25 protein-coding genes, 5 tRNA genes and 1 pseudogene are annotated in these 25186 nt (G+C 30.5%); 8 read left to right on the top strand and 23 right to left on the bottom strand.

Going from position 1 to position 25186, the window contains the following annotated elements:
- Positions 1-19: 19 nt before the first annotated feature.
- On the bottom strand, positions 20-697 hold the full coding sequence (locus tag AVANS_RS00730) for a hypothetical protein (RefSeq protein WP_239817758.1): 678 nt from the start codon (positions 695-697) through the stop codon (positions 20-22).
- Positions 698-1094: 397 nt separating this feature from the next.
- Between AVANS_RS00730 and AVANS_RS00725 the strand changes: the two genes are divergently transcribed.
- Both AVANS_RS00725 and AVANS_RS00720 read left to right on the top strand, forming a co-directional pair.
- Positions 1095-1394: a hypothetical protein gene (locus tag AVANS_RS00725; protein ID WP_239817757.1), complete on the top strand. Its 300-nt coding sequence runs from the start codon at positions 1095-1097 to the stop codon at positions 1392-1394.
- Positions 1395-1810: 416 nt separating this feature from the next.
- The gene (locus tag AVANS_RS00720; protein WP_239817756.1) at positions 1811-2584 is read left to right on the top strand and encodes a hypothetical protein; all 774 of its coding nucleotides are present in this window, start codon (positions 1811-1813) and stop codon (positions 2582-2584) included.
- Positions 2585-2661: 77 nt separating this feature from the next.
- Here AVANS_RS00720 and rpoC read toward each other — a convergent pair whose 3' ends face one another.
- The 15 genes from rpoC to AVANS_RS00645 form a co-directional block, all read right to left on the bottom strand.
- The gene (rpoC, locus tag AVANS_RS00715; protein ID WP_239817755.1) at positions 2662-7203 is read right to left on the bottom strand and encodes a DNA-directed RNA polymerase subunit beta'; all 4542 of its coding nucleotides are present in this window, start codon (positions 7201-7203) and stop codon (positions 2662-2664) included.
- Positions 7190-11320: a DNA-directed RNA polymerase subunit beta gene (gene rpoB / locus AVANS_RS00710; RefSeq protein WP_239817754.1), complete on the bottom strand. Its 4131-nt coding sequence runs from the start codon at positions 11318-11320 to the stop codon at positions 7190-7192. The genes rpoC and rpoB overlap by 14 nt, the downstream gene beginning before the upstream one ends.
- An 89-nt stretch (positions 11321-11409) precedes the next feature.
- Positions 11410-11784, bottom strand: a complete 375-nt coding sequence (gene rplL, locus AVANS_RS00705; RefSeq protein ID WP_214118192.1) for a 50S ribosomal protein L7/L12 — start codon at positions 11782-11784, stop codon at positions 11410-11412.
- 18 nt (positions 11785-11802) lie between these two features.
- Positions 11803-12282 (bottom strand): 50S ribosomal protein L10, encoded by a 480-nt coding sequence (gene rplJ / locus AVANS_RS00700; protein ID WP_239817753.1) that lies wholly within the window; start codon positions 12280-12282, stop codon positions 11803-11805.
- A gap of 185 nt (positions 12283-12467) precedes the next feature.
- On the bottom strand, positions 12468-13169 hold the full coding sequence (gene rplA, locus AVANS_RS00695) for a 50S ribosomal protein L1 (RefSeq protein ID WP_239817752.1): 702 nt from the start codon (positions 13167-13169) through the stop codon (positions 12468-12470).
- Positions 13170-13227: 58 nt separating this feature from the next.
- Positions 13228-13653, bottom strand: a complete 426-nt coding sequence (rplK, locus tag AVANS_RS00690) for a 50S ribosomal protein L11 (RefSeq protein WP_214118198.1) — start codon at positions 13651-13653, stop codon at positions 13228-13230.
- A gap of 13 nt (positions 13654-13666) precedes the next feature.
- Positions 13667-14200, bottom strand: coding sequence for a transcription termination/antitermination protein NusG (nusG, locus tag AVANS_RS00685; protein ID WP_239817751.1), 534 nt, complete (start codon positions 14198-14200; stop codon positions 13667-13669).
- 9 nt (positions 14201-14209) lie between these two features.
- Positions 14210-14389 carry a preprotein translocase subunit SecE gene (gene secE / locus AVANS_RS00680; protein WP_239817750.1) on the bottom strand — a complete coding sequence of 60 codons (180 nt, stop codon included), beginning with the start codon at positions 14387-14389 and terminating at the stop codon, positions 14210-14212.
- 15 nt (positions 14390-14404) lie between these two features.
- A tRNA-Trp gene (locus AVANS_RS00675) sits at positions 14405-14480 on the bottom strand.
- 4 nt (positions 14481-14484) lie between these two features.
- Complete coding sequence (gene rpmG / locus AVANS_RS00670; RefSeq protein ID WP_214118203.1) at positions 14485-14643, bottom strand: 50S ribosomal protein L33; 159 nt, start codon at positions 14641-14643, stop codon at positions 14485-14487.
- Positions 14644-14692: 49 nt separating this feature from the next.
- A complete protein-coding gene (tuf, locus tag AVANS_RS00665; protein WP_239817749.1) occupies positions 14693-15892 on the bottom strand; it encodes an elongation factor Tu in 1200 nt (399 codons plus the stop codon).
- A gap of 62 nt (positions 15893-15954) precedes the next feature.
- Positions 15955-16029, bottom strand: a tRNA-Thr gene (locus AVANS_RS00660).
- Positions 16030-16140: 111 nt separating this feature from the next.
- Positions 16141-16217 (bottom strand) — tRNA-Gly (locus AVANS_RS00655).
- Positions 16218-16224: 7 nt separating this feature from the next.
- A tRNA-Tyr gene (locus AVANS_RS00650) sits at positions 16225-16309 on the bottom strand.
- 47 nt (positions 16310-16356) lie between these two features.
- Positions 16357-16432, bottom strand: a tRNA-Thr gene (locus AVANS_RS00645).
- Positions 16433-16521: 89 nt separating this feature from the next.
- Between AVANS_RS00645 and yaaA the strand changes: the two genes are divergently transcribed.
- The 6 genes from yaaA (at position 16522) to AVANS_RS00615 (ending at position 19549) form a co-directional block, all read left to right on the top strand.
- On the top strand, positions 16522-17256 hold the full coding sequence (gene yaaA / locus AVANS_RS00640) for a peroxide stress protein YaaA (RefSeq protein ID WP_239817748.1): 735 nt from the start codon (positions 16522-16524) through the stop codon (positions 17254-17256).
- Between the two features lies 1 nt (position 17257).
- The gene (locus AVANS_RS00635; RefSeq protein WP_239817747.1) at positions 17258-17479 is read left to right on the top strand and encodes a hypothetical protein; all 222 of its coding nucleotides are present in this window, start codon (positions 17258-17260) and stop codon (positions 17477-17479) included.
- On the top strand, positions 17479-18075 hold the full coding sequence (locus AVANS_RS00630; protein WP_239817746.1) for a nitroreductase family protein: 597 nt from the start codon (positions 17479-17481) through the stop codon (positions 18073-18075). The genes AVANS_RS00635 and AVANS_RS00630 overlap by 1 nt, the downstream gene beginning before the upstream one ends.
- 138 nt (positions 18076-18213) lie before the next feature.
- A complete protein-coding gene (locus AVANS_RS00625; RefSeq protein WP_239817745.1) occupies positions 18214-18375 on the top strand; it encodes a hypothetical protein in 162 nt (53 codons plus the stop codon).
- Between the two features lie 314 nt (positions 18376-18689).
- Entirely contained in the window at positions 18690-19001 is a 312-nt protein-coding gene (locus tag AVANS_RS00620) for a hypothetical protein (RefSeq protein WP_239817744.1), read from the top strand.
- A gap of 23 nt (positions 19002-19024) precedes the next feature.
- Positions 19025-19549 carry a hypothetical protein gene (locus AVANS_RS00615; protein ID WP_239817743.1) on the top strand — a complete coding sequence of 175 codons (525 nt, stop codon included), beginning with the start codon at positions 19025-19027 and terminating at the stop codon, positions 19547-19549.
- A 38-nt stretch (positions 19550-19587) separates the two neighbouring features.
- Here the strand turns inward: AVANS_RS00615 and AVANS_RS00610 are convergent, their stop codons facing one another.
- The 7 genes and pseudogenes from AVANS_RS00610 to nspC all read right to left on the bottom strand — a co-directional run bounded on the left by AVANS_RS00610 (position 19588) and on the right by nspC (position 25139).
- On the bottom strand, positions 19588-20241 hold the full coding sequence (locus tag AVANS_RS00610; protein ID WP_239817742.1) for a hypothetical protein: 654 nt from the start codon (positions 20239-20241) through the stop codon (positions 19588-19590).
- 205 nt (positions 20242-20446) lie between these two features.
- Entirely contained in the window at positions 20447-21124 is a 678-nt protein-coding gene (locus AVANS_RS00605; protein WP_239817741.1) for a restriction endonuclease, read from the bottom strand.
- Positions 21125-21145: 21 nt separating this feature from the next.
- Positions 21146-22114 (bottom strand): annotated as a pseudogene (gene selD, locus AVANS_RS00600) (selenide, water dikinase SelD); the annotation flags it as partial.
- Between the two features lie 44 nt (positions 22115-22158).
- Complete coding sequence (yedF, locus tag AVANS_RS00595) at positions 22159-22704, bottom strand: sulfurtransferase-like selenium metabolism protein YedF (RefSeq protein ID WP_239817740.1); 546 nt, start codon at positions 22702-22704, stop codon at positions 22159-22161.
- A gap of 1 nt (position 22705) precedes the next feature.
- Positions 22706-23047 carry a hypothetical protein gene (locus AVANS_RS00590; RefSeq protein WP_239817739.1) on the bottom strand — a complete coding sequence of 114 codons (342 nt, stop codon included), beginning with the start codon at positions 23045-23047 and terminating at the stop codon, positions 22706-22708.
- Positions 23037-23924, bottom strand: a complete 888-nt coding sequence (locus tag AVANS_RS00585) for a formate dehydrogenase subunit gamma (protein ID WP_239817738.1) — start codon at positions 23922-23924, stop codon at positions 23037-23039. Before AVANS_RS00585 ends, AVANS_RS00590 begins: the two co-directional genes overlap by 11 nt.
- A gap of 48 nt (positions 23925-23972) precedes the next feature.
- A complete protein-coding gene (gene nspC, locus AVANS_RS00580) occupies positions 23973-25139 on the bottom strand; it encodes a carboxynorspermidine decarboxylase (RefSeq protein WP_239817737.1) in 1167 nt (388 codons plus the stop codon).
- Positions 25140-25186 lie beyond the last annotated feature (47 nt).

Raw genomic sequence — 25186 nt, 5'->3', positions numbered from 1 at the left:
TATTTTTAAGAATTAGGAATTAACTAATTCCTAATCTTATTTTATTGTTTTCCCCTAGTTTTAAAAGTTCATCAAATAATTTATCCTTTTCTTTATCAAAATCAAATTTAAAGCTTTGTTTCATTAGCTTTTCTTTATCTACAAATTCATCCATTGAAATTCCATGTTTGTTAAAAATAGCTTGTAATTTAGGGTGATTTAGTCCAATATTTCCTGCAGGTGCATCATATTTCTGCATAAATTCTTTTGATGATTTTTTAGCAAATTCAATTATTTTTAATTCTAAATCAGGTGTGATTTGATAGTTTTCTAATACTTCTTCTGCTCTTTTAAAAAATTGTTCGTCTAAATTATTTTTAATTGGATCTAATTTCCTAGTTTCAATTTCTCCACAAGCTTCTAGGAACATCATTACCCCTACATCTTCTTTAGGAATTCTATTTAAATACTCGCTATCTAATTCTTTATCTTTTCTAGGAGTATGCCATTCGGTTGGAAAGTAAGTACAACAACCAAACATAGACCAAGCAAAATCATCTTCAGCATTTGATATACACTTATTAATTAGTTCATCATTTATAGTGTTTGCTGCTTTACTTTGAGCCTGCAAGGCTTCTTCAAATGAAGCGTTTTTATTATCTTTTAAATTATTTGTCTTAGTGTAAGAACTAAGAACAATCCTATCATTTATTATCATTTGCTCTCCTTTATTTGATAAGAAGTAGCAAAATATGTTCCTTTTAATTAAAAGAATTTAAAATAGGAATTGCTTTTAAGCGTAAAGTTTAATTATGCTTAAAAGCAATATAATAACTTTACATTAGTTTTTGCAACTTACTCCTTTTAGCGTATTATAATATTTTCTAAACACCTTAACTTTACATACTTTATATATTATATAAGGATTTCTAAGTGTTTTATCAAGGTCTAATAATTAGCTACATTAGATAAATTTCTTTCTATAAATCCTAATATCACTACACGCAAAAAATAAAAACTTAAATAATCTCAATTATTACAAAAATTTAAAAATATTTACAAATTGTTGTTTCTTTTCATATATTTTTCTAAAAAAATTAAAAAAGGAGACAATTATGTCAAACAATACAAAAACGATGATATGTCCTTTTTGTGACGAAGAATTAAGATTTGGTGTAAAAGTATGTAGAGGTTGTCAAGCTGAAATTACTTACGAATATGAAAGGATTTTTTCATTTGTCTTTTTAGTTGCTTTTTGTATACTAACTTATATACTGTTTCATTTTTATGAATCAATAAATGGTTGGATTTTTTGGGTACTTGTTGTTATTGATTTAGGATTATTTGGTTGTATTTACCCCATAGATCCAAACATAGAACCTATGACAAAATTTGAAAGAAGGAAGTATAGATAATTTTAAGAAAAAAAGGAAGGGGGCAATGAGAGGTTATAAAAAGCTTCTCATTGCACTAAAATACAAACAAATAAACTCCTAAATCTAAATATCTATAATGATTAATTATTAAATTAAGTTTTACTCGACACTAATAGTTAAATATCAAAAAGTTTAAAACGCCAAACAAAGCAAATAAAAACGATATTTATATAAATATGAATATTTGTAAATTCGTTTTTTGTGAAAAATCTATATCTTTTTTAAATACACCATTAAATAAAGCTGTTTCAATGCTAAATATAAAATGTATTCATATCTAAGATAAATTTGTGTGATTTTAATAAATGCTTTTGATTTTGTAATTCCTATTTCAAATTCGTTAAAAAATATTAATTTTTTCCAAAACTTACCGATATTAAATAAAAGGGGTAAAAATGCAAATTAATTCTATAAATCAAACATCAATAAACAATCTAAACTCTAAAGCAAATCAAAATAATTTAAAAGAACAAATCGCAAAGATTTTAAAAGACGCCCCGCAAGATGAGTGGGGCACATATGATCCTAATGCTGTGCTTAGTAAAATAGGAGCTTACGAAAAAGATAGCAAGATTTATGAAGCCTTAGAAAACGAAATGTTAAAAGGAATAATTACTTATGGAAAAGATCCAAACGAAGAAATATTAAGCACAAAAGATTCGCTTACAATAAATAGTAGTGATCCTGCTTGGGTTGTAGCACTAAAGCTAGAAGTTCAACCTTTGTTTAAATTTGAAAATAATTCAATATATCAAAGAGCTTTTTATCAAAATAACGATGATTCAAAAGAACTTTTAGAATTTTTAAAAGAAAATCCCATTGACAAACTATCTTTAAGTGATAAAAAATTTAAAAAATCTTTTGAAGATAATGATAATAGATTAGAAATGTTATTTGCAAATGAAGAAATCAGCATAGAAGACTTTAAAAAAGAATATTTGAAACTAAAAGCTATTTATGATGAAAATAAATTAAGAGAAGAAAAAGAAGAACAAGCTAAAGAAGAAAAATCATTCAAAGCCATAGAAGTAAAAGGCATTGATGTGAGTGAGAGTATGAAAGATATTTTAAGTAAACTTGATATTCATAATATTAAAGATGAAAGAGATTTATTAGCTTTATTTTTAGCTTATAAAAATGGTGGGAATTTATATGATAAAAGGATTTAAATTCCTATTTCAAATTCCACAAAATTTTAAAAGAATTTGAAATAGGAATTAAGTTAGGGGCATTTACCCCCTATTTATTAGTCGTTTTTGCGAATTTGAAGTTTTGCTCTTGAATAAAGACCTGTTCCAACAGGAATCATTCTACCTAAAACAACGTTTTCTTTTAAGTCTTCTAGGTAATCAATCTTACCAGTTACGCTAGCTTCTGTTAGAACTTTAGTAGTTTCTTGGAATGACGCAGCTGAAATAATACTATCACTACTTACTGATGCACGAGTAACACCCGTTAGTTTTGGCTCAGCTATCGCAGGTTGTCCGCCAAACTTCATAACAGCTTCGTTTTCTTCTGCAAATCTACGCTTGCTTACAACATCACCTACTATGAACTTAGTATCGCCACTATCAATAATGGTTACTTGTCTTAGCATTTGCGAAATAATAATTTCAATATGTTTATCGGAAATTGCAACACCTTGACCGCTATAAACTTGTTGAATTTCGCTAATTAAATAATGGTGTAATGCTTTTTCGCCTAATATTCTTAAAATATCATTACTTGTAATTGTTCCATCAGTTAAACGCTCACCCGCATGAACCATTTCGCCATCTCTTACTTGAATTTGGCTGTGTCTATCAATAGTATGCTCAACTAAACTTCCATCAGCACCTTCAATAGTAATAATTTGTCTCATACGGCTAGCTTGTCCTAATCTTACAATACCATCTATTTCAGCTAAAGTAGCAGGGTTTTTAACCTTTCTTACTTCAAATAATTCAGTTACCCTTGGAAGACCTCCGGTAATGTCTTTTGACTTAGTTGCTGCTTTTGGTGTCTTAGCTAAAATTTGAGCTACTTTTACCTTTTGATTATCATTTACATAAATAACGGTTTTTGACTCTAATTGATATCTTATTGTACTTCCATCATCTTTTGTAATGATAATAGCTGGTTTCATACTAGCTGGTAAATATTCATTAACAACTAAAGAACTATTTCCTGTTAATTCATCAGTTTGCTCTTCAACGCTAAATCCTGGTTCAATATCAACAAAGCTAACAACGCCATCGCTTTCTGCAATTATAGGGTTGTTATATGGGTCCCACTCAGCAATTATATGACTTTCTTTGCTTGCGTCTGTTACTATCAAATCGTTTGCATTTTTTACTATTTCATTGCTTGCAAACTCAATTTTAGACTTTCTTGGAACATAATGGCGAATTGCTTCTCTGTCATTTCCATCTGAAATAATTACAAATAAGCCTTTTTCATTTACAATATGACCTTTTTTAAGCTCAATTTTTTCTAAGCCATCGCTCTTTTGGATAAAGTAATTAATCTTACCTGTTGCATTTGCTCTAATATCTTGAGCTATTGGCGCACCATCTTCAATCTTAAGCTCTGATGCATAAGGAATACGTCTTGGAATATTGTAATCTTCCTTAATTACTTCAACGATACTTTCGTTTTCAACTACCTTATCACCTTCTTTATATGGTAAGTATAATTTACCTAGTAAGTTTCCACTAACTCCGGCTAATTCATTAACCTTAGCTACGTCATGCTTTCTTAGGATGTATTTTTGCTCTTTTTTGCCTGATTTTACAACGATTGTTATATCATCATGAGAGTTGATATAAGAAACCACTCCATCAAAAGGTGCTTTAATCTTTGGCTCAACTAAAAGTATGTTTGCATTTCTTCTATTTGCAATGATTTTCTTACCTTCATTGTTTGTGTAAGTTTGAACATTGTAAAATCTTATGAAACCTTCTTTTTTAACTTCTACTTGTCTATCTTGCATATCAGTTGTAGCAGTTCCTCCGCTGTGGAAAGTTCTAAGTGTTAGCTGAGTTCCTGGCTCACCGATTGATTGAGCTGAAATAATACCAACAGCTTCACCAGTTTTTACTAGCTTACTTTCTGCAAGGCTAATTCCATAACATTTAGCGCAAATTCCTTTTTTAGCTTTACAAGTAATTGGAGTTCTAATAGTAACTGATTTGATATTGCTTTGAACGATACTTTTTGCTTTTACTTCATCAATTAAAGTGCCTTCATTAAATAATACTTCATTGCTAATTGGATCAATTACATCATCTGCTAAAACTCTTCCGATAATTCTATCGTGTAAGTTTTCAACCACAACACCATCTGCCGTAATTTCACTAACTTCAATACCTTCATGAGTTCCACAATCATGCATTGTAATCTTAACATTTTGAGCAACATCTATTAGCTTTCTTGTTAAGTGTCCAGCACTTGCAGTCTTAAGCGCTGTATCTGCAAGACCTTTTCTAGCTCCGTGAGTTGAAATAAAGTACTCAAGAACGTTTAGACCTTCTCTAAAGTTTGAAGTAATAGGAGTTTCAATAATCGAACCATCAGGTTTAGCCATAAGACCACGCATTGCTGCAAGCTGTGAAATTTGAGCAGTTGAACCCCTTGCACCTGAGTCAGCCATCATATAAATTGAGTTAAATCCTGCTTTATCATTTTTCATTAGGTTAATCATATTCTTTGATAGCTCATTATTTGTATTTTTCCAAATATCAATAATTTTGTTATAGCGTTCGCTTGCTGTAATTAGACCTTGGTTAAATGAGTTTTGAATTTCTCTTACTTTTGCTTTTGCATTTTCAATATTATCGCTCTTTTCTTCTGGAACAATAATATCAGCAATAGAAATTGAAATACCTGCTTTTGTAGCATACTCAAATCCTAAATTCTTAAGATTATCAAGGAAACTTGCGCTAATTTCTAAGCCACCATTTTTATAAACATAATCAACTAATGCGCCTATGTCTTTTTTCTTTAAAACTTTATTCCATAACTCTTCAGGAACAAAATCAGGTAAAATTGATTTAATAATTAAACGACCTGCTGTAGTCTTAATGCTTTTGCCATTTACAACTGATTTAATACTTGCGTGAATATCAAGTGAGCCTGTTTGCATTGCCATTAATACTTCATCAACACCTGTGCAAATCTTATTAGCACCTTTTGCATCAGCTTTTTCAAGTGATAGATAATAAATACCTAAAACCATATCTTGTGATGGAACCGTAATAGCTTTACCACTTGCTGGTAATAAAATATTCATTGAGCTAAGCATTAATATCTTACATTCAGCTATTGCTTCTTGACTTAATGGAACATGCACAGCCATTTGGTCGCCGTCAAAGTCAGCGTTAAATGCAGCACAAACTAAAGGATGAAGCTGAATTGCTTTACCTTCAACTAATACTGGATGGAAAGCTTGAATTGAAAGCTTGTGTAGTGTTGGCGCACGGTTAAGCATTACAGGATGATCTTTTACAACTTCTTCAAGACATTCCCAAACCTCATTAGTCTTTTCGCCTATCATTTTATGAGCTTGTTTAACAGTAGTTGCATAGCCTTTTTCTTCAAGTTTAGCTAATAAATGTGGCTTGAATAATTCTAAAGCCATTTGTTTTGGCAATCCACATTGATCCATTCTAAGTTTTGGACCAACAACAATTACGCTACGACCTGAGAAGTCAACACGCTTTCCAAGTAGGTTTTGTCTGAAGCGTCCTTGCTTACCTTTAATAATTTCAGTAAGTGATTTAAGTGTTCTTTTGTTTGCACCTTTTGCAGCACCTGTTTGCTTTCTAGCGTTATCAAATAAAGAATCAACTGCTTCTTGAAGCATTCTTTTTTCGTTTCTTATAATAATTTCAGGCGCATCAAGTTCAATTAATCTTTTTAAACGAGAGTTTCTATTGATTACACGGCGATATAAATCATTCACATCAGAAACTGCAAATTTTCCACCATCAAGTGAAACTAATGGGCGTAAATCAGGTGGTAAAACAGGTAAGCATGTAATCATCATCCACTCAGGGCGATTTCCTTCTCCACTTTGAGAACTAGCTAAAAAACTTTCTACAATTTTTAATTTTTTTACAATTGCAGGTTTTTTTGATTTTGGAGCTAATTCGCAAGCTTCTTTAAGTTCTCTTACCATATCAACTAAATCAAGTTCAGCTAATAAGTCATGAATTACTTCTCCACCCATTCTAGCTTTAAAGCCTGTATCTTCATATCTTTCATTTAATACTTGGAATTGTTCTTCACTAATTACGCTATATTTTGAAACTTTTTTATTATCATCATAAGTTGCTGTATGAGCATCTCCAACTGCTTCAACAATATAAGCTTCATAGTATAAAACACGGCTTAAATCTTTTGTTGAAATGTCAAGTAAAGTTGAAATTCTTGCAGGAATTGCATTTGAATACCAAGTATGAGCTACTGGAGTAACTAACTCAATATGACCCATTCTTGTTCTTCTTACCTTACTTGTAGTTACTTCAACACCACATTTTTCACATTTAACGCCTTTAAAACGCATTTTCTTATATTTACCACAAAGGCATTCGTAATCTCTAATAGGTCCAAAAATCTTAGCACAAAATAAGCCATCTCTTTCTGGCTTAAGTGTGCGATAATTGATAGTTTCTGGTTTCTTTACTTCACCAAAAGACCATGAACGAATAGCCTCAGGGCTTGCTATTTTAAACCCTATGGCATCAAATTGACTTGGTTTTTCTTCTTCATTAAGTTGGATTTTTTTATATTTTTTATTCATTATCATTATCCTCTTTATAAATCTCAACATCTAAAGCTAATGATTTTAGCTCGTTTGTAAGAACAAAAAATGTTTCAGGAATTCCAGCTGAAGTTACATTTTCACCTTTTGCTAATGCCTTATATGCTGCAAATCTTCCATCAATATCATCTGATTTTATAGTTAGCATTTCTCTTAGAGTATGAGCAGCTCCATAAGCTTCAAGAGCCCAAACTTCCATTTCTCCAAATCTTTGACCTCCAAATAATGCTTTACCACCAACTGGTTGTTGTGTTACTAAGCTATATGGACCTGTACTTCTTGCGTGAACTTTTTCATCTACTAAGTGGTGAAGTTTAAGCATATACATAACACCAACATTTACACGCTCTTTCATCTTCTCGCCTGTGCGGCCATCGTATAATTCACTCTTGCCGTCCATATCAATTTTAGCCATTTCAAATAGCTTTTTAAACTCTGCTGCTGTAACACCTTCAAAAACAGGAGCACCAAATTTAACGCCCTTACTCCAATCTCTTGCATGGCGAATAAATTCTTCATCACTCATATCTTTTAGATATACCTTAGCATCCATAAGTCTTGAAATATCACAAATATCAATCATTTTTTGGCGTAATTCTTTTATAAAATCAGCTCTTTTTGCATCAAAAATTTCTTGAATTTGCTCTCCTAATCTAAGACCTACTAAACCTAAATGGCTCTCTAAAATTTGACCTATATTCATACGACTTGGAACGCCTAGTGGGTTTAGAACAATATCAACAGGTCTTCCGTCAGGTAAATATGGCATATCAACTTCAGGAACTATGCAAGAAACAATACCTTTGTTTCCGTGACGACCTGCCATTTTATCCCCTACTTTTAATTTACGCTTAGTAGCAATATAAACTTTAACAAGTTTTACAATACCATTTTGTAAAATATCATCTTTTTCTAATATTTCTAGCTTTTCATCATGCTCTTGTTTTAAATTTTTCTTTTCATTTTGGAAATGATTTTTTAAATTCTCATAATATGATTGAACATCTTTTGGATAAGCTTTAATAATACTTCCTATTGCAAAACGATTTAAATTAGATAAATCTTCTTCTTTTACAATATCTCCTTTTTTATAAGAAGTTCCACCAATGGTTTCAGCTTTTTCTAAAGGAGTTTCTTTTAATAGCTTAGCAATTTTTAGATTTTCTTCTCTATCCATCATTAATAATCTATCATGATAGTCTTTTTCTAATACTAAGCGTTCTGCATCTTGAGCTGCTTTTGCACGTGCATCCTTTTCGTGTCCTTTTTTAGTAAATACTTTTACATCAATTACAACACCTTCAACACTAGCTCCAGCATATAAAGATTTATTTACAACATGACCTGCTTTCTCACCAAAAATAGCTCTTAATAATCTTTCTTCAGGAGTTGGTTTAACCTCGCCTTTAGGAGAAACTTTACCAACCAAAATCATTCCTGGTTTAATATGTGTTCCTATTCTTACAATTCCGCTTTCATCAAGGTGAGCAACATCTTCATCTTTTACGTTTGGAATATCACGAGTTATTTCTTCTACACCGTCTTTTAATTCACGAGCTTCTATTTCTTTTTCATAAACATGAACGCTAGTAAATGCATCTTCACGGATCATTTTTTCGCTCATTACAATAGCATCCTCGTAGTTATAACCATTCCAAGGCATAAATGCAATTAAAGCATTCTTACCAATAGCAAGTTCGCCTTGATCCATAGATGGACCATCTGCAATTACTTGTCCTTCTTTTACTAAATCACCTTTTCTTACAATAGGCTTTTGTGAAAATGTTGTATTTTGGTTAGTTCTTAGATTTTTTTCTAACTTGTAATGGTCAATATATAAACCATTTTCATCTTCTCCAAGAATGAAGATATTATTACTATCAACCTTTTCTACCTTACCTGCTCTTTTTGCCTTTATAGCTTCCCAAGCATCTCTTGCAACTACTCTTTCCATACCTGTTCCAACTATTGGAGCTGTTGCTGTTAATAAAGGAACTGCTTGGCGTTGCATGTTTGAACCCATTAGAGCACGGTTAGCATCGTTATGCTCTAAGAAAGGAATTAAAGAAGCTGCAAGTCCAACAATAGCTCCTGAAGTAAGGTCTATAAGTCCTATATCTTCACGCTTTGCTAATATTGTTTCTCCGTCAATTCTTGCTTCAAGCAAGTCATCAACAATATTGCCTTTTTCATCTACTTTTGTTGAAGCTGGAGCAATACAAATTCCTTCTTCTTGAGTTGCTGTTAAATATACAATTTCATCACTAACTTTTCCATCTACAACTTTTCTATAAGGCGCTTCAACAAAGCCTAAATCATTTACTTTTGCATAAGTAGAAAGTGAGTTAATAAGACCGATATTTTGTCCTTCTGGTGTTTCAACAGGACAAATTCTTCCATAATGAGTTGTATGAACGTCACGAGCCTCAAAACTTGCTCTTTCTTTTACTAAACCACCTTCTCCGAGTGCTGATAATCTTCTTTTATGAGTAACTTCACTTAATGGGTTAGTTTGATCCATAAATTGCGATAGTTGACCACCTGTAAAGAAATCAAGTAAAGTTGAAGTAATCATTTTTGAATTAACTAAATCACTTGGCATTAACTCTTCAATAGGAGTTGTGATAGAACTTAACTTATCTTTAATACCTTTTTGAATTTTAGCAAAACCTATATGAAGCTCATTTGTTAAAAGCTCTCCAATAGCTCTTATTCTTCTATTTCCTAAATGGTCTCTATCATCTAAATATCCACGACCTGATTTTATTCTGTAAAGATATTGAATAGTTTTTACTATATCTTCTCTTGTTAAAACTGTAACATATTCAGGAACATCAAGACCTAATTTATGGTTCATTTTCATACGACCAACTCTTGTGATATCGTATCTTTCAGGGTTAAATAACATGTCTAAAATATATGTTTTAGCAGCATCTAAAACAACAGGATCACCAGGTCTTAATACTCTAAATATTTTTGCAATTGCAAATTCTTCTTCAGTTTCATAATTTTCAGAACGCTTAAATGATTTAAACATATCCAAATCATTTTGAAGAGTTTTTAACATTGAATCATCTACGCCAGACCCAACATCATTTGCTATTTTAAAATCACTACCATTATGAACAAGTGCTATTAATTTATCTTCATCAAGCATTGTTAAAGTATCAAACAATAACTCGCCTGTGTTTTTATCATAAACAGGTTCAGCTAATTGACGATTTGCTAATATATCAACAGGATATTCAATTAATTTTAATCCCGAATCTTCTAATTCTTTAATTTTCTTTTTAGTTAATTTTTTACCTGCTTCGTGAACTACTTCACCTTTTTCATTTACTAAATCAAATTCTACTCTATCACCTAATGAATTAACATCAAATTTTGTATAAAATTTATGCTTTTTAAGTGTAATTGTTTGAATAGGATAAAATAATTGAATTATATCTTCTTTGCTATAGCCTAAAACTCTTAAAAGTAAAGTAGCTTGGAATTTTCTTCTTTTATTAATTCTTGCATATAAAATATTTTTTGAATCAAATTCAAAATAAATCCAAGCACCTCTATCAGGTATAATTTGGCTAGAATATAAAAGCTTATTGCCTTCTTCACTCTCTTTGAAAATAACACCTGGACTTCTATGAAGTTGATTTACAACTACTCTTTCAACCCCATTGATAACGAAAGAAACTCTATCAGTCATTAAAGGAATATCACGAATAGTAATATCTTGTTCTTTAATATCTTTTATGCCGATTTTTTCTCCAGTTTTTTCGTCTCTATCATATAGCGTTAAACGTATTTTTGCGCGTAAATTCGCTGCATATGTAAGACCTCTTTCCATACATTCTCTAACTGTATATTTTGGTTTTACAAATTCACAAGATACGTAATCTAAACTTAATCTATTTTGAGAGTCACTAACAGGAAAGAAAGATTTGAAAACTTTTTCTATACCACTTTCTCTGTTTTCATTACCAATATTTAAAAAATAATCAAAGCTTTTTTGCTGTAATTGTAATAGATTTGGAATCTCAATTTGTTGTGGAACGTTTGAAAAATCCACCCTTAATCTGTTTCCTGAATGTAAGCTATTTAACATATATGTACCTCTTGGTAAGTTTTGAAAGAATAGTTTTGTTGTTAAAACAACACAATATTAAAAAAGCCCTATAAAATAGGGCTAAAAAATTATTTAAGTTCAACCTTAGCGCCAGCTTCTTCAAGTTGCTTTTTAGCTTCTTCTGCGTCTGCTTTACTAACACCTTCTTTAAGTGTTGATGGAGTTCCTTCAACAGCATCTTTAGCTTCTTTTAAGCCTAGTCCTGTTAATGCGCGAACTACTTTAATTACGTTAATTTTGTTTGCACCTGAATCAACTAATACTACGTTAAATTCAGTTTTTTCTTCTTCTGCAGCAGCTGCAGCACCACCAACAGCACCTGCAACCATTACAGGAGCTGCACTAACACCAAATTTTTCTTCAAATTCTTTAACTAATTCTGATAGTTCAAGAACACTTAGGTTTGAAATATATTCTAATACATCTTGTTTTGTAATTGCCATTTTTTATCCTTTATATAATTATTCTTTTTCTTTTTTTTCTTTAAGAGCATTTAATCCGATTGTAAAATTTTGAATCGGAGCATTCCAAACTTGCAATAACATAGCAAGTAGTTCTTCACGTGATGGCATTTTAGACAATGCAATAATTTTATTAGCATCAGCAACTTCACCATCAATGTGACCAAATTTAACTTCAAAAGCATTATTTTTTTCTGCAAATTTTGCAGCAACTTTAGTAACTGCTAAAGCATCTGCACCCCAAAGATATATATTAGTATCTTTAAGAGTTAAACCTGTTTTACCAGCTTTATCTAATGCAATATTAGCTAAAGTGTTTTTAATTACTTCAACTTTTACATCAGCAGTTCTTGCAGAATCACGTAATACTTCTAATTGCTTAGTAATAATTCCTTTATAGTTACAAACTACAACAGCATTATTAGCAGCAAATTCATCAGAAAGTCTAGCTATTAATTCTTCTTTTTGGTTTCTTGTCATCTTTTCTCCTTTCCGATTTATGATTTAAGCAGAGAGACAAAAGTCAATTAAGCAAAACACCTCGGCTGTCACAAATCAAATTTTTATCTTAATTTTCGTAAAAAACTAAAATAAAAATTCATAAAAAAACAATAAGCCGTATTTGTAACATAAATTTATTACAAAACGGCTATAAACTAAAAAAATTATTTTAAATCTAGTAATTCTTGAGTTTCTAATTTTAAACCTGGACTCATTGTTAAAGATATAGTTGCACTCTTAATATATCTACCTTTTGCTGTTGCTGGTTTATGCTTATTAATAGCTTTCACAAAAGCACTTATGTTGTTTAATAATTTTTCTTCTGAAAAACTAACTTTTCCTAAACCTGCATGAATGTTTCCTTGTTTATCAACACGGAAATTAACCTGTCCTGATTTAGCATTATTTACAGCTTGTGCAACATCCATAGTAACTGTTCCTGTTTTAGGGTTTGGCATTAAACCTTTTGGTCCTAAAATACGACCAACCTTACCTACAAGACCCATTAAATTTGGTGTAGCAATTAAAACATCAAAATTGATATTACCTTTTTGAATTTCTTCAACTAAATCATCATCACCTACAATATCAGCACCAGCTTTTTTAGCTTCATCAGCTTTAATATCTTTAGCGATTACTGCTACGCGAACTTTCTTACCAGTTCCTTCAGGTAATACAACTGAACCTCTAACCATTTGATCAGCATGTCTTGGATCAACATTTAATTTCATAGCTATTTCAACAGTCTCATCAAATTTTGCAGATGAAAGAGTTTTGATAGTTTTAATACCTTCGTTTAATGAATATTCTTTTGTTAAATCAACTTTTTTTAATAATTCTTGAATTCTTTTTGCTTTTTTTGCCATATTAATTTCTCCGCATTTTTTAAAGTGCTTCCGCCTTTACCCGGCGGTTGGGTTTTAATTAATCTACTACTTCAACACCCATAGATCTAGCAGAACCTGCGATAATTTTAGCAGCTTGCTCACGATCTTTAGTATTTAAATCAGCAATTTTTCTATCTACAATCTCTAAAATTTGAGCTTTTGTTAATTTACCTACTTTATTTTTTAAAGGATTATCAGTTCCTTTAGAAATTCCTGCAGCTTTTTTAATTAAATCTGTTGCAGGTGGTTGTTTTGTAATAAATGTAAAACTCTTATCAGCATATACAGTGATAACAACAGGAATATTATAACCTGCCATATCTTTTGTGCGCTCATTGAAAGCTTTACAAAATTCCATAATATTAACACCTTGCTGTCCTAAAGCAGGTCCTACCGGTGGTGATGGATTTGCCTTTGTTGCAGCTATTTGTAATTTGATTTCCCCAACAACTTTCTTAGCCATAATGACTCCTTATTTAAATAATTTTCTCAACTTGTGAATATAGAATCTCAACTGGAGTACTTCTACCAAATATAGAAACATTTAGTTTTAAAGTACCTCTTACCATATCGTATTCTTCTACTATGCCTGTAAAATTCGCAAATGAACCTTCTATGATTCTTACACTCTCTCCATTTTCAAAATAAATTTTTGGTCTTGGAGCTTTTCTATTATTAGCTTTTTCTAAAATTAAATTAACATCCTTTTCGCTTAAAGGAGTTGGTTTTTTAGATTCACCAATAAATCTACCTACTTTAGGTAACTTTTGAATTTTATGCCACAGTTCGATATCCAAATCTATGTTTGCAAAAACATAACTTGAATATAAACATTTTGCTGTAATTTTTTGTTTTCCATTCTTTCCTGTTTCAATAACATCCTCAGTAGGAACTAAAACTTCTTTAAGTCTATCAGAAATACCATTTTCATAGCATAATTTCTCAATAGCTCTTTTTACAGCCATTTCGCTTCCCGCGTAAGTCTGAATTGCATACCATTTAAAATTCATCTAACGCCCTTATAAAATACTCTTTAATGAAAAAGACATAATAAAATCAACAAAAGCTAAAAATAATGATATAACAGTTACAACTACTGCAACAGTTATAAAAGCATTTTTTACTTGACCTTTAGTTGGAAAAAATACCTTTGCTAATTCAGCTTTTGACAACTTAAAATAATTTATTAATTTTTCCATTTTAAAACCTTTAATTGGCAGGGCAAGAGGGATTCGAACCCCCAACCATCGGATTTGGAATCCGGCGCTCTACCGTTGGAGCTATTGCCCTAAAATTAACTCTTTAATTTAACTTCTTTATGAACTGTATGTTTTCTTAATCTTGGACAATACTTTTTAAGCTCCAATTTTTCTGTTGTATTTTTTGAATTCTTAAAAGTGCTGTAATTGATATCACCTGTTTCTTCACATTTTAAACCAATTTTAATTCTCATAACATTTCCTTTTATTTTTATAGAGTAGGTTTAAAACCTACTCATCAAATTACTTAATAATTTTTGATACAACACCTGAACCAACTGTTCTACCACCTTCACGGATAGCAAAACGAGTACCTTCTTCAAGTGCTACCGGTTGAATTAGTGATACTGTAATTCTTACGTTATCACCAGGCATAACCATTTCTGTGCCTTCTGCTAATTGAATTGAACCAGTAACGTCTGTTGTTCTTACATAGAATTGTGGTCTATAGTTATTAAAGAATGGAGTATGTCTACCACCTTCTTCTTTAGTTAGAATATAAACTTCTGCTTCAAAATCTGTATGTGGAGTGATAGTTTTTGGCTTAGCAAGAACCATACCACGAATTACATCTTCTTTTTTAGTTCCACGTAATAACACACCTACGTTGTCACCAGCTTCACCTTGCTCCATTTCTTTTCTAAACATTTCAACGCCAGTTACAGTTGTTGTTTGTGTATCTCTAATACCAACGATTTCAATAGTATCACCAACTTTAACAACACCTTTTTCAATACGTCCTGTTACAACTGTACCACGACCTGAAATTGAGAATACGTCTTCAATTGGCATTAAGAAATCTTTATCTGTATCACGAACTGGAGTTGGGATATAAGCATCTACTTGAGCCATTAATTCTATAATTTTTGCTGACCATTCACCATCTTTACCAGCTTTTGCTTCTTCTAAAGCTTGTAATGCAGAACCCGCAACGATTGGTGTATCATCACCTGGGAAATCATATGAACTTAATAATTCTCTAATTTCCATTTCAACTAGTTCTAATAATTCAGCATCATCAACCATATCAGCTTTATTCATAAATACTACGATATATGGAACACCAACTTGGCGTGATAATAGAATGTGCTCTCTAGTTTGTGGCATTGGGCCATCTGCTGCTGAAACAACAAGAATAGCACCGTCCATTTGTGCAGCACCTGTAATCATATTTTTAACATAGTCTGCGTGACCTGGGCAGTCTACGTGAGCGTAGTGACGATTTTCCGTCTCATACTCAATATGAGAAGTAGCGATTGTAATACCTCTTTCTTTTTCTTCTGGAGCATTATCAATATTATCATAATCTTTAAGCTCAGCAAGACCTCTTCTTGATAAAACAGCTGAAATAGCAGCAGTTAAAGTAGTTTTACCGTGGTCAACGTGACCGATAGTTCCGATATTCACGTGTGGTTTATTACGTGAGAATTTTTCCTTTGCCATAATACTTCCTCCGTATTAATAAAATTAATTACTAATCTAAAATTATTACCTTTTTGAATAAATGGAGCTCATAGTGGGACTTGAACCCACGACCTCTCCCTTACCAAGGGAGTGCTCTACCTCTGAGCCATACGAGCGCTCAGAAAAATTATAATTTTAGACAACAAAAACTAAAAACATCATAAAAACTTATTTTGGAAAAACTTGCGAAGCGATAAAAATACAGCTCCCAGTTTTTACAAAAAAGTTGGAGCGGGAAACGAGACTCGAACTCGCGACCCTCAGCTTGGAAGGCTGATGCTCTAGCCAACTGAGCTATTCCCGCATCATAGTGGTGGTGAGTCGTGGATTCGAACCACGGAAGGCAAAGCCAGCAGATTTACAGTCTGCCCTCGTTGGCCACTTGAGTAACTCACCTTAATAAAAACCTTTTTTGTTCTGGTCAAACACTGCTAAAAATAAAATGGAGCTGGTTAAGGGACTTGAACCCCCGACCTGCTGCTTACAAGGCAGCTGCTCTACCAACTGAGCTAAACCAGCAATTAAACTAAAAATGAAAGACGGCATTATATGTAAAAAATTTTCATTTGTCAAGAGTAAGTTATAATTTTTTTAAAAAAAGGATAAAAATGTATATTTTATTTTCACCAAGCGAAGAAAAATTAAAAAGCGAAAACCATTGTAAAATAGAAGAAATAAAAGAATTTTTTCTTAATTTAAATATGAATAATTTTTTTATAAAATCTAGCTTTAGAAAAGAAATTATTGAAAAATATATAAATAATTTTGATAATTTAGAAGAGATTTTTGGAGTTAAAGATACAAAATCAATACTAAATAACTTTTCAAAAATACTTCATAAAGCTATTAATTTATATCAAGGTGTTAGTTATAAAGAATTAGATTATGAAAGCTTATCTAAAGATGCAAAAACTTATATTGACAATAATTTAATCATTTTTTCTAATCTTTTTGGACCTATTTTAGCAAGTGATAAAATACCATTTTATAAACTAAAGCAAGGCGTAAAATTAAATAAAATAAATCAAGCTAAAGAATATCTAAAAGATACAACAAGTGCTTTAGACGAAAAGATAAAAGAATTTGTAATAGACCTTAGAGCTGATATTTACAAAGATTATTACCGAATTCAAATTCCACATGCTACTTTTGTTTTTATGAAAAACAATAAGCAGTTATCCCATAGCTCAAAAGTCTATCGCGGCAGGGTTTTAAGACTATTAGCACAAAATAATATTACTAATATTAAAGAATTATCTAATATGATTTTAGATAATTTTAATGTTATAAACATTGAAAATAAAGATATTCAAACAATTTTTTACATTGATATAAAGGATTAAAATGGGAAGTTTATATTTACTAGTAGTTCTAGCGATATTTTTATTAATTGTATTTTTAATTATCCAACACTTTAATTCAAGAATATTATTATTAAAACAAAAAATCACAGCACTAGATGAAAAAATAAACGATGCTATGAAATTAATAGAAAAAAATAGGCTATTAATTGAAGACAACAAAGAAAGCATAAAAGCTCAAAACAAAACTATAAAGGAGGAATAATGGATTATTTACACTTACTTAAAACTCGTTTTGCTTGCAAAGAATTTAATAATGAAAAAGTTTCTCAAGCAAAAATTCATACTATTTTAGAAGCTGGAGTGCTAAGCCCTAGCTCATTAGGACTTGAGCCTTGGACTTTTTATGTATTGCAAAGCCCAGAAAAAATTGAAAAATTAAAGCAGTTTTGTAATTCTAAAAGACAATTTGAAACCTGCTCTTTTGCTGTGATTTTAGCTGCAAAAAATGATTTTAATCCACAAGGACAGGTGGTTCAAAAAGCATTAAGAAGAAGAGAAGATTTTGATAAAGTTTATGAATTATATTCGCCATATTTAAAGCGTTTAGAAACTAGAAACGCTCATGAATATGGAGCATTACAATGCTATACAGCAGCTACAAATATGGTAAATTGCGCTCATACTTTAGGCGTTGATTCTTGCATTATAGGTGGATACGACGAAGCACCGATTAATGAAGAATTTTTACCAAAAGATGAATTTTGTGCTTTGGTTTTAACTTTTGGTTATAGAGCAAACGGACAACCAAAACATAAAAAAATGAGATTTTCGTTTAACGAAAAAGTAAAATTCATGTAAATCTTACGAAATAGGAAAATTCAAATTCCTATTTCAAATTCCACAATTTTTTTAAGCATTTTAAATAGTTTTAAGCATAAATTAAGAATTGGGGGGGGGGTATTATCTCGTTTTTATTTTATTTTAAAAGGATTAAAAATGAATGCGACGATTTTATTCTCTCAAATTCAAGACAAGTTGCCTAAAAAAATAGGTAGATTTAGAAAATTTCTCATAAAAAATATAAAGTCATCAGAACCTATTATGAGTAATGAAGAATTATTAAAAAAAACTAGAAAGTTTAAGCGAGACCGAGCTTAACGAAGTTGCTAAAATACTAAAAAAAGACAAGCTTGATAGTCCTGTTACCTGCTTTTGGCTTTATAATCTATTATTAGGTAGTTATGGTGTAGCTTGGTTTAGAATTAATATGTTTTCGGTAGGTTGTATGAAATTAATTTTATTAATAATAGCATTTAATCTCAAGGAAATAAATCCAGAGATATCGGGTATTTTAGATTTAGACAAATTCATTGCTTTTTGGTGCCTATTGGATTTATTTATAATAGGTGCAATTTTAAGAAATAAAAACTTAGAAAAGGTTAATAATATCATAGACTTAGTAAGGGCAAGAAATGCAAATTAAAAAGCCTTTTATTGATAGTAAAAACTATCCTTTCAAGCTAATTTATAAAGATAAATATTTTGAAGTAGTAGTCGGAGAAGCACAGACAAATAAGGGTGAATTATCAATAGGAATAAGGACAAATCATTTTCCTAAGGATAATTTTCACAATGATTGTTATTTTATTTTCCCATCGCACTTTGGCGTTGAGTTTTTAAAATTATTTATATTAGACAACAACCCAAATAATGAAAATATCTCTCAAGCAATTGCAAAAATATTTGAAGATAATAGGGGCAACAATGAAAAAAATAATAATTAGTTTATTTTTAAGCACATATTTAAGTGCTTTTAATTTTTCTTTTTTTTGATAACAAACCAAAATGTAATGATGAATTAGTGCTTGAAGTCCTAGAAGAGCTTATAAGAAAAAATGCTCCTGAAGTAATATTTAAATACGGCGTTATTAAAGCATTTCAAGATGAAGTAGAAGATACGATAATTAAAGTACAAGAGTTTAAAGATTATGATTATTCATATAATGGTAATTTTGCCGAAAGCTACGCAGCAAATGCTTATAAGCCCGTAATTGATTTATTAAATCAAATAATAAAATATGTAAGCACTAATGTTAAGATGGATTTTTCTAGCTTTGTAACACTAAAAAACGAAGATGATAGAGCAAGATATTGTAATGCTAATTTGAAATTTGTTTATCCAACTATGCCAAACGAATTAAGCAGTAAAATAATAGATGGCAAGATAAAAGGCATAGTTGTAAATGGTGGAGAAAGCGAAACTACAATAGAATATAAAACTTATTACACCGATGATAAAGAGCAAGTTTATGTAGAACTAATTGATTATTAAAATATTTTTACTCAAACCTTTAAAGGCTTGAGTAAATCTTAGAATTTATAGCTTAATCCAAGTCCTGCACTACCGCCTTTGCTAATATCATTAACATAAGCAAATTTTACTCCTGCATAAATATTGTTTGCAAATGTGTAGCCTAAAGAAATATCAAATTCTGCATTCAAATCTTTTTCTTTTATAGTGTCAAAATAATATTTTAAATACACACCACCACTCATTGTAAAATTATTCTCAAATTGTTTTCTAGCAGCAACACCTGTCTTTAAAAACATTGAATTAGCACTAACATTAATATCATTTAAACTAATGTTGTAAAACTTAGTTTTAAAACTTCTACTAGCATAACCTAAGCCACCTAAAAATGATAAAGATACATCATTACTAACCAACATTCCATAACCACCAAGAGCTGAAAAACTATTAAAACTATCTTTGATTTTGCCTTTAACATTGTATGAATTTATAAAATCACTATCAATTTCGGCATGAGTAAATCTAATATCATATACAAAATGATTTTCTTCATTTGTATAAAATTTATTTACATATAAATCTGCTCTACCAACAAAGCTATCTTCTAAGCTAACTCCATTTTCTTCAGCAACCCTGCTTCCATAAATATCCAAGCCAACAAAATTACTCGCAAAAACATTTGCACAAATTAATGAAAAAGCTAATTTTTTCATAAAATCTCCTAATAATAATTTAAAAGAAGAATAATACCCCCCCCCATTCTTAATAAAAGCTTAAAATTATAAAAATAAGATATGAAATTAACTCGTAATTCCGATTTTAAATTCCACAAAATTAAAAAGAATTTGAAATAGGAATTTTAAAAATATCTTGTAGGTTAAATTCTTTTAGGCATTAAATTAAATAAATATGATTTATTTATTCGTTAGCAAATCTTTTGATTTGATAATTTATTTCTTCGGGATTTTCTTTCAAAAATTCACTTACTCCATAATCAATCTCTTCGCAACTTGTAATAAAATCTTTGTAAATATCTTTATTTTTTAAAAATTTAATATTTTTCTTAATATGTAAAGTGCAATCTCCTACAAATAATCTTAACAAATGCTGTCTTGGAGGATTTTTATAACATTTCGTTTGAATTAGTCTTACTTCACTACCTTTATAAGCAATCAAATCCACTCCGCCATCACGCTTACCATTAATATATCCGTTTGGAAATACTCTATAACCTAAACTCTCATAATATAACTTTATTTTATATTCGTATATTTTGCCTTTTTCGTAATTTGCTTGTAGATTTAGCTTTGGTTTTTCTTGCACTAGGGTTTGAATATCTTGTTCGTAAGCTTTGATTTTATCTTTATACTTTTGCGTTATTGATTCGTAATATTCTAAACTTTCTTGATATTCTTTATTTGTTTTTTCTAATTCTTTAAGTTTTTTATTTTTACCTTTTATAAAAATTTCAAGTTTTTTTATAAAGAATACATAAAAAGTAAAAAAACTAAAAAACATTACTAACATTATAGTAAATCTATATTCATGCAAATAATATAAAGTCCATTTGAAGCAATAAATCACACTATCAATCATCTAATTCCTATTTTAAATTCCTTAATAGATTATGATTTTTTCGTTTTGTCTTTGAGTAATATTTGCAAAAGCATAGGCATTTATACCTGCGTTATTTAGCAAATCCAGTGCTTTTTGGCTATCTTTTTGGCTTAGACTTATTATTAGCCCACCACTTGTCTCAGGTGAATAAAGCAACAAATCATCTTCTAAAAATGATTTTACAATGCCTTTTAAACTAGATTTATTTGAATAACTAGCAGCCCCAAACAATCCTAAAGCAGCGAATTCTAAAGTGTTTTTATAATACCTTATCGCCGAGCTTTCAACTTCAATGCTAATTGCATCGTTTAGCATTTCGCTTAAATGACCTAATAAACCAAAGCCTGTAATATCAGTGCAAGCATTGATTTTAATATCTTTTAAAACTTCTAAAGCTTTATTATTTAAGCTCTTCATACCATTTATACATTCGCTAAAATCATTATCAATATCAGCTTTAATAGCCATTGCACTAAGGCTTGTTCCAAGTGGTTTTGTAGCAATTAAAACATCATTTATTTTAGCAGTATTATTGCTTAAAAACTCATCTTTTTTTACATAGCCAGTTGCACTAAGACCTAAAAAAACTTCCTTTGAGCTAATCGTATGCCCACCAGCACAAAATCCACCAGCCTTATTTATAGTATCGTTAAGCCCTGCTATCATTTCGCTTAGCATAGCCTTAGGCAAGCAATCGCTAAAAGCTACAATATTTAAAGCACTAATAAGCTTTGCTCCCATTGCAAAAACATCGCTTAGAGAATTTGCCGCAGCAATTACAGCATAATCATAAGCATTATCAACAATAGGTGCAATAAAATCAAGCGTTTGAACTAAGGCAAAATCACTCTCTTGCTTAATAATCTTAGGATAATCAATAACACAAGCATCTTCATTGCTAGTAGTTGAGCTTAAAACAAACTCGCTAGGTTTAATCGAGCCTAAAGCATTGTGTAAGTCAGCCTGACTTAGTTTAGCCCCTCAACCTGCGTGCATACTAAGGCTTGTTAGTTTCATAGAGTTACCATATTTGTATCAAATAATGTATCAATTATCTCAACTGCATTTGAACTTCTGCCGATTTTTGGACTTTGTGAGAAATAATTCAAGCAATTCGCACAACATAAAACTTCTACTCCATCATCTGCTAAAGTTTTTAAAGCATTAAAAGCAGGATGGTTTTCATCACAAGCTATAAAAATCGCATCGTTTATGAGTACTACTTTTTGAATATTTCTTTCCTTAACAGCAGTTAAAAAACCAACTAATAGCATTGCACCTAGTTCTCCATCGCCTACTTTTTGAGATTTTAAGAATATTCCTTCTTGCTTTTTGCTTTCGCTTTTTGTTTTATTTATCTTGCTTTTTTGAAGTTTAAAAGTAAAGCCGTCATTTTCAAATTCCTGATTTAAATTCTTTAATAATCTTGTGATATTTTCTTTCGCCGCTTCGTTATCTACGATTATTTCTAGTGTTTCATTTAAATCTAGGTTTAATAAAGCTTTTTTTGTTTCAATTACAGGTATCGGACAAGCCTTGCCGCTAAAATCTAATTTCATTTTATTCCTTTCTAAATAATTCATCAAATCTTTTTTCTACAAATTCTTCTAACTCTTTTTCTAAAAGTTCATATTTTTGCATAAATTCTTTTGCTTTAGCACTAAGAATTGTTCCGCTATCTTTACTAGCACCTTTTTTGCTAATAAATATATCGCCTTCTAAGAATTTTTCTGTGCTATTTTTCTTGCTCCAAGCTTTTTTATAACTCATGTGAAGTTGCTTAGAGCTTTCGTTTATTGAGCCATATTTTTCAATGGCTTTTAATATTTCATAATTTCCTTTTCCAAAAATTTCGCCGTTATCTTCAAGCCAAAATTTAATTTTAGGTGTTTTATTTTTCATAGCTATAACTTGGGCTTATTTCGCCTTTTTTAGTAAGCTCTTTATACCAATATGAGTGCAGGATATAAACTTCTTCTTCTTCCTTATAGCCTGTAATCATTGCATGAATTGAGCCTTTGATAGCAAAAACAGCCATGTATAAATGAACAAAAAACATAGCAGCACAAACAATTCCTAAAATATTATGAACTATTGCACTAAGTCTTAAAATATTAATATGACTTAAGCCAAACGTGCTTTGTAAAAATTCACTTTGAAAATCCAAAAAGAACATAAAAGCACCGGTAATTATCATAATAGCACCACCAAATACTGCAATGTAGTACCACATTTTTTGACCGAAGTTAAATTTACCAGCTGGAACAGGTCTTTTAACCTTGCTTAAATATCCACCAACTATCATAAGCCATCTTATATCATAGCTTGCAGGTAGCATTCTTTTTATCCAGCAAAAAAACATAGGAATAATTGAAATAAAAAATAAAATCGTAGCAATTCCATGAAGATTTTTGCAAAGCCTAACGAATACACCGCCACCAAAAAAATGACCATTCATTATAATTAAACCCGTTGGAATTAGAATTATCCAAGCAAGTGCAGCAATGAAGTGAAAACCACGCTCAAACAATGAAAAGGCATAAATTTTCTTGCCTTCATGACTAAATGTCTTTGGTCCTATTACCATATAATGAAGAGCAAAAGCACTTAAAACTGCAATTAATACAATAAGCGCTAAAGGTGCAATATAAGTTGAAGCTAAAAGCGTCCATAAATGCCCTAATTTGTAGCTAGTGATATTTTCAACTCTTCCTATTGTAGTTAAATCACTAGCACTAAGACAGGCAAATAAAAATGCTGGTAAAAAAAACTTTCTCATAATATCTTCCTAAAATAAAATATTTTTTTAATTTATATCAAAATAATTTTAATTTCTCCTTGAATAATCATTAAAATTAAAATCTTTTTGATTTTTAATGTTACCTTTCTCATCAACATAGATTAAACTAGGTAGTTTTACCCCATTAAAAGTTGTATTTTTTACTATCGTGTAATGAATTTGATCGCAAAATACTACCCTATCTCCTATTTTTAATTCTTGATTAAACTCATATTCTCCCATAATATCGCCTGCAAGACAAGAATTTCCCGTTAAAACATAGCTAGTTGTAGTGCTTTTAACATCTGCTAGCTCATCACGACTTGCTAAGATTTTTGCATTCTTTACTTCGCTTGTATAAGGCATAATGATTGTATCTGGCATATGAGCTTCTGCACAAATATCTAAAATAGCGATTTTTTTCTCATTTTCAATAATATCTAAAACACTAGCTACTAATTCGCCCGTTTGCCAGCCAACAGCTTCGCCTGGCTCAAGATATATTTCAAGCTTATATTTAGATTTAATTTCTTTTAAAAACTTAATTAATTCATCAATCTTATAGCCTTCTTTAGTAATATGATGACCGCCTCCAAAGTTAATCCATTTTAAAGGGTGTTTTGCTAGATATGGCTTTAAAAATTTTTCTTCAAATACTGCAAAAACACTTTCTAAACTCTCAAAACTTTCTTCACAAAGTGCGTGAAAATGTAAGCCATCAACCACAATATCACTTTCTAATAAATCTTTTGCTTTAATTCCTAATCTTGAATATTTTCCGCAAGGATTATAAATCTCTCTTGGAGCTAGAGAAAACTCTAAATTACAACGAATTCCTAAAGAATTTGAAACAGGAATTTCGTTTTGCAATTTTTTAACCTTTTTGTATTCATTTAATGAATTAACAACTAAATGATTGCTTATTTTTATAATTTCTTTTAAATCTTCTTCATTAAATGCAGGAGCATAAGTATGTACTTCTTTGCCAACATATTCTTTAGCAAACATACTCTCCCACAATCCACTGCAAGTGCAACCTTGAAGGTATTCTTTAACTAAAGGCATAGCAGCACTAAATGCAAAGCCTTTTAAAGCTAATAATACTTTTACACCGGTTTCTTCTTGAATTCTTTTGAAAATCTCAAGATTATTTTTAAGCTTGTTTTCATAGCAAACATAAACTGGAGTATTTATTGTATTTTCATTATAAATCATCAAAAAATCCTTTTAATATTAATAATTTTGCTATAATATCATATTTA

It is taken from the genome of Campylobacter sp. RM5004, assembly GCF_022369455.1.
Lineage (GTDB): Bacteria > Campylobacterota > Campylobacteria > Campylobacterales > Campylobacteraceae > Campylobacter_E.
Note: the sequence above shows the minus strand (reverse complement) of the source record. Positions and strands in the feature narration are given on the sequence as shown.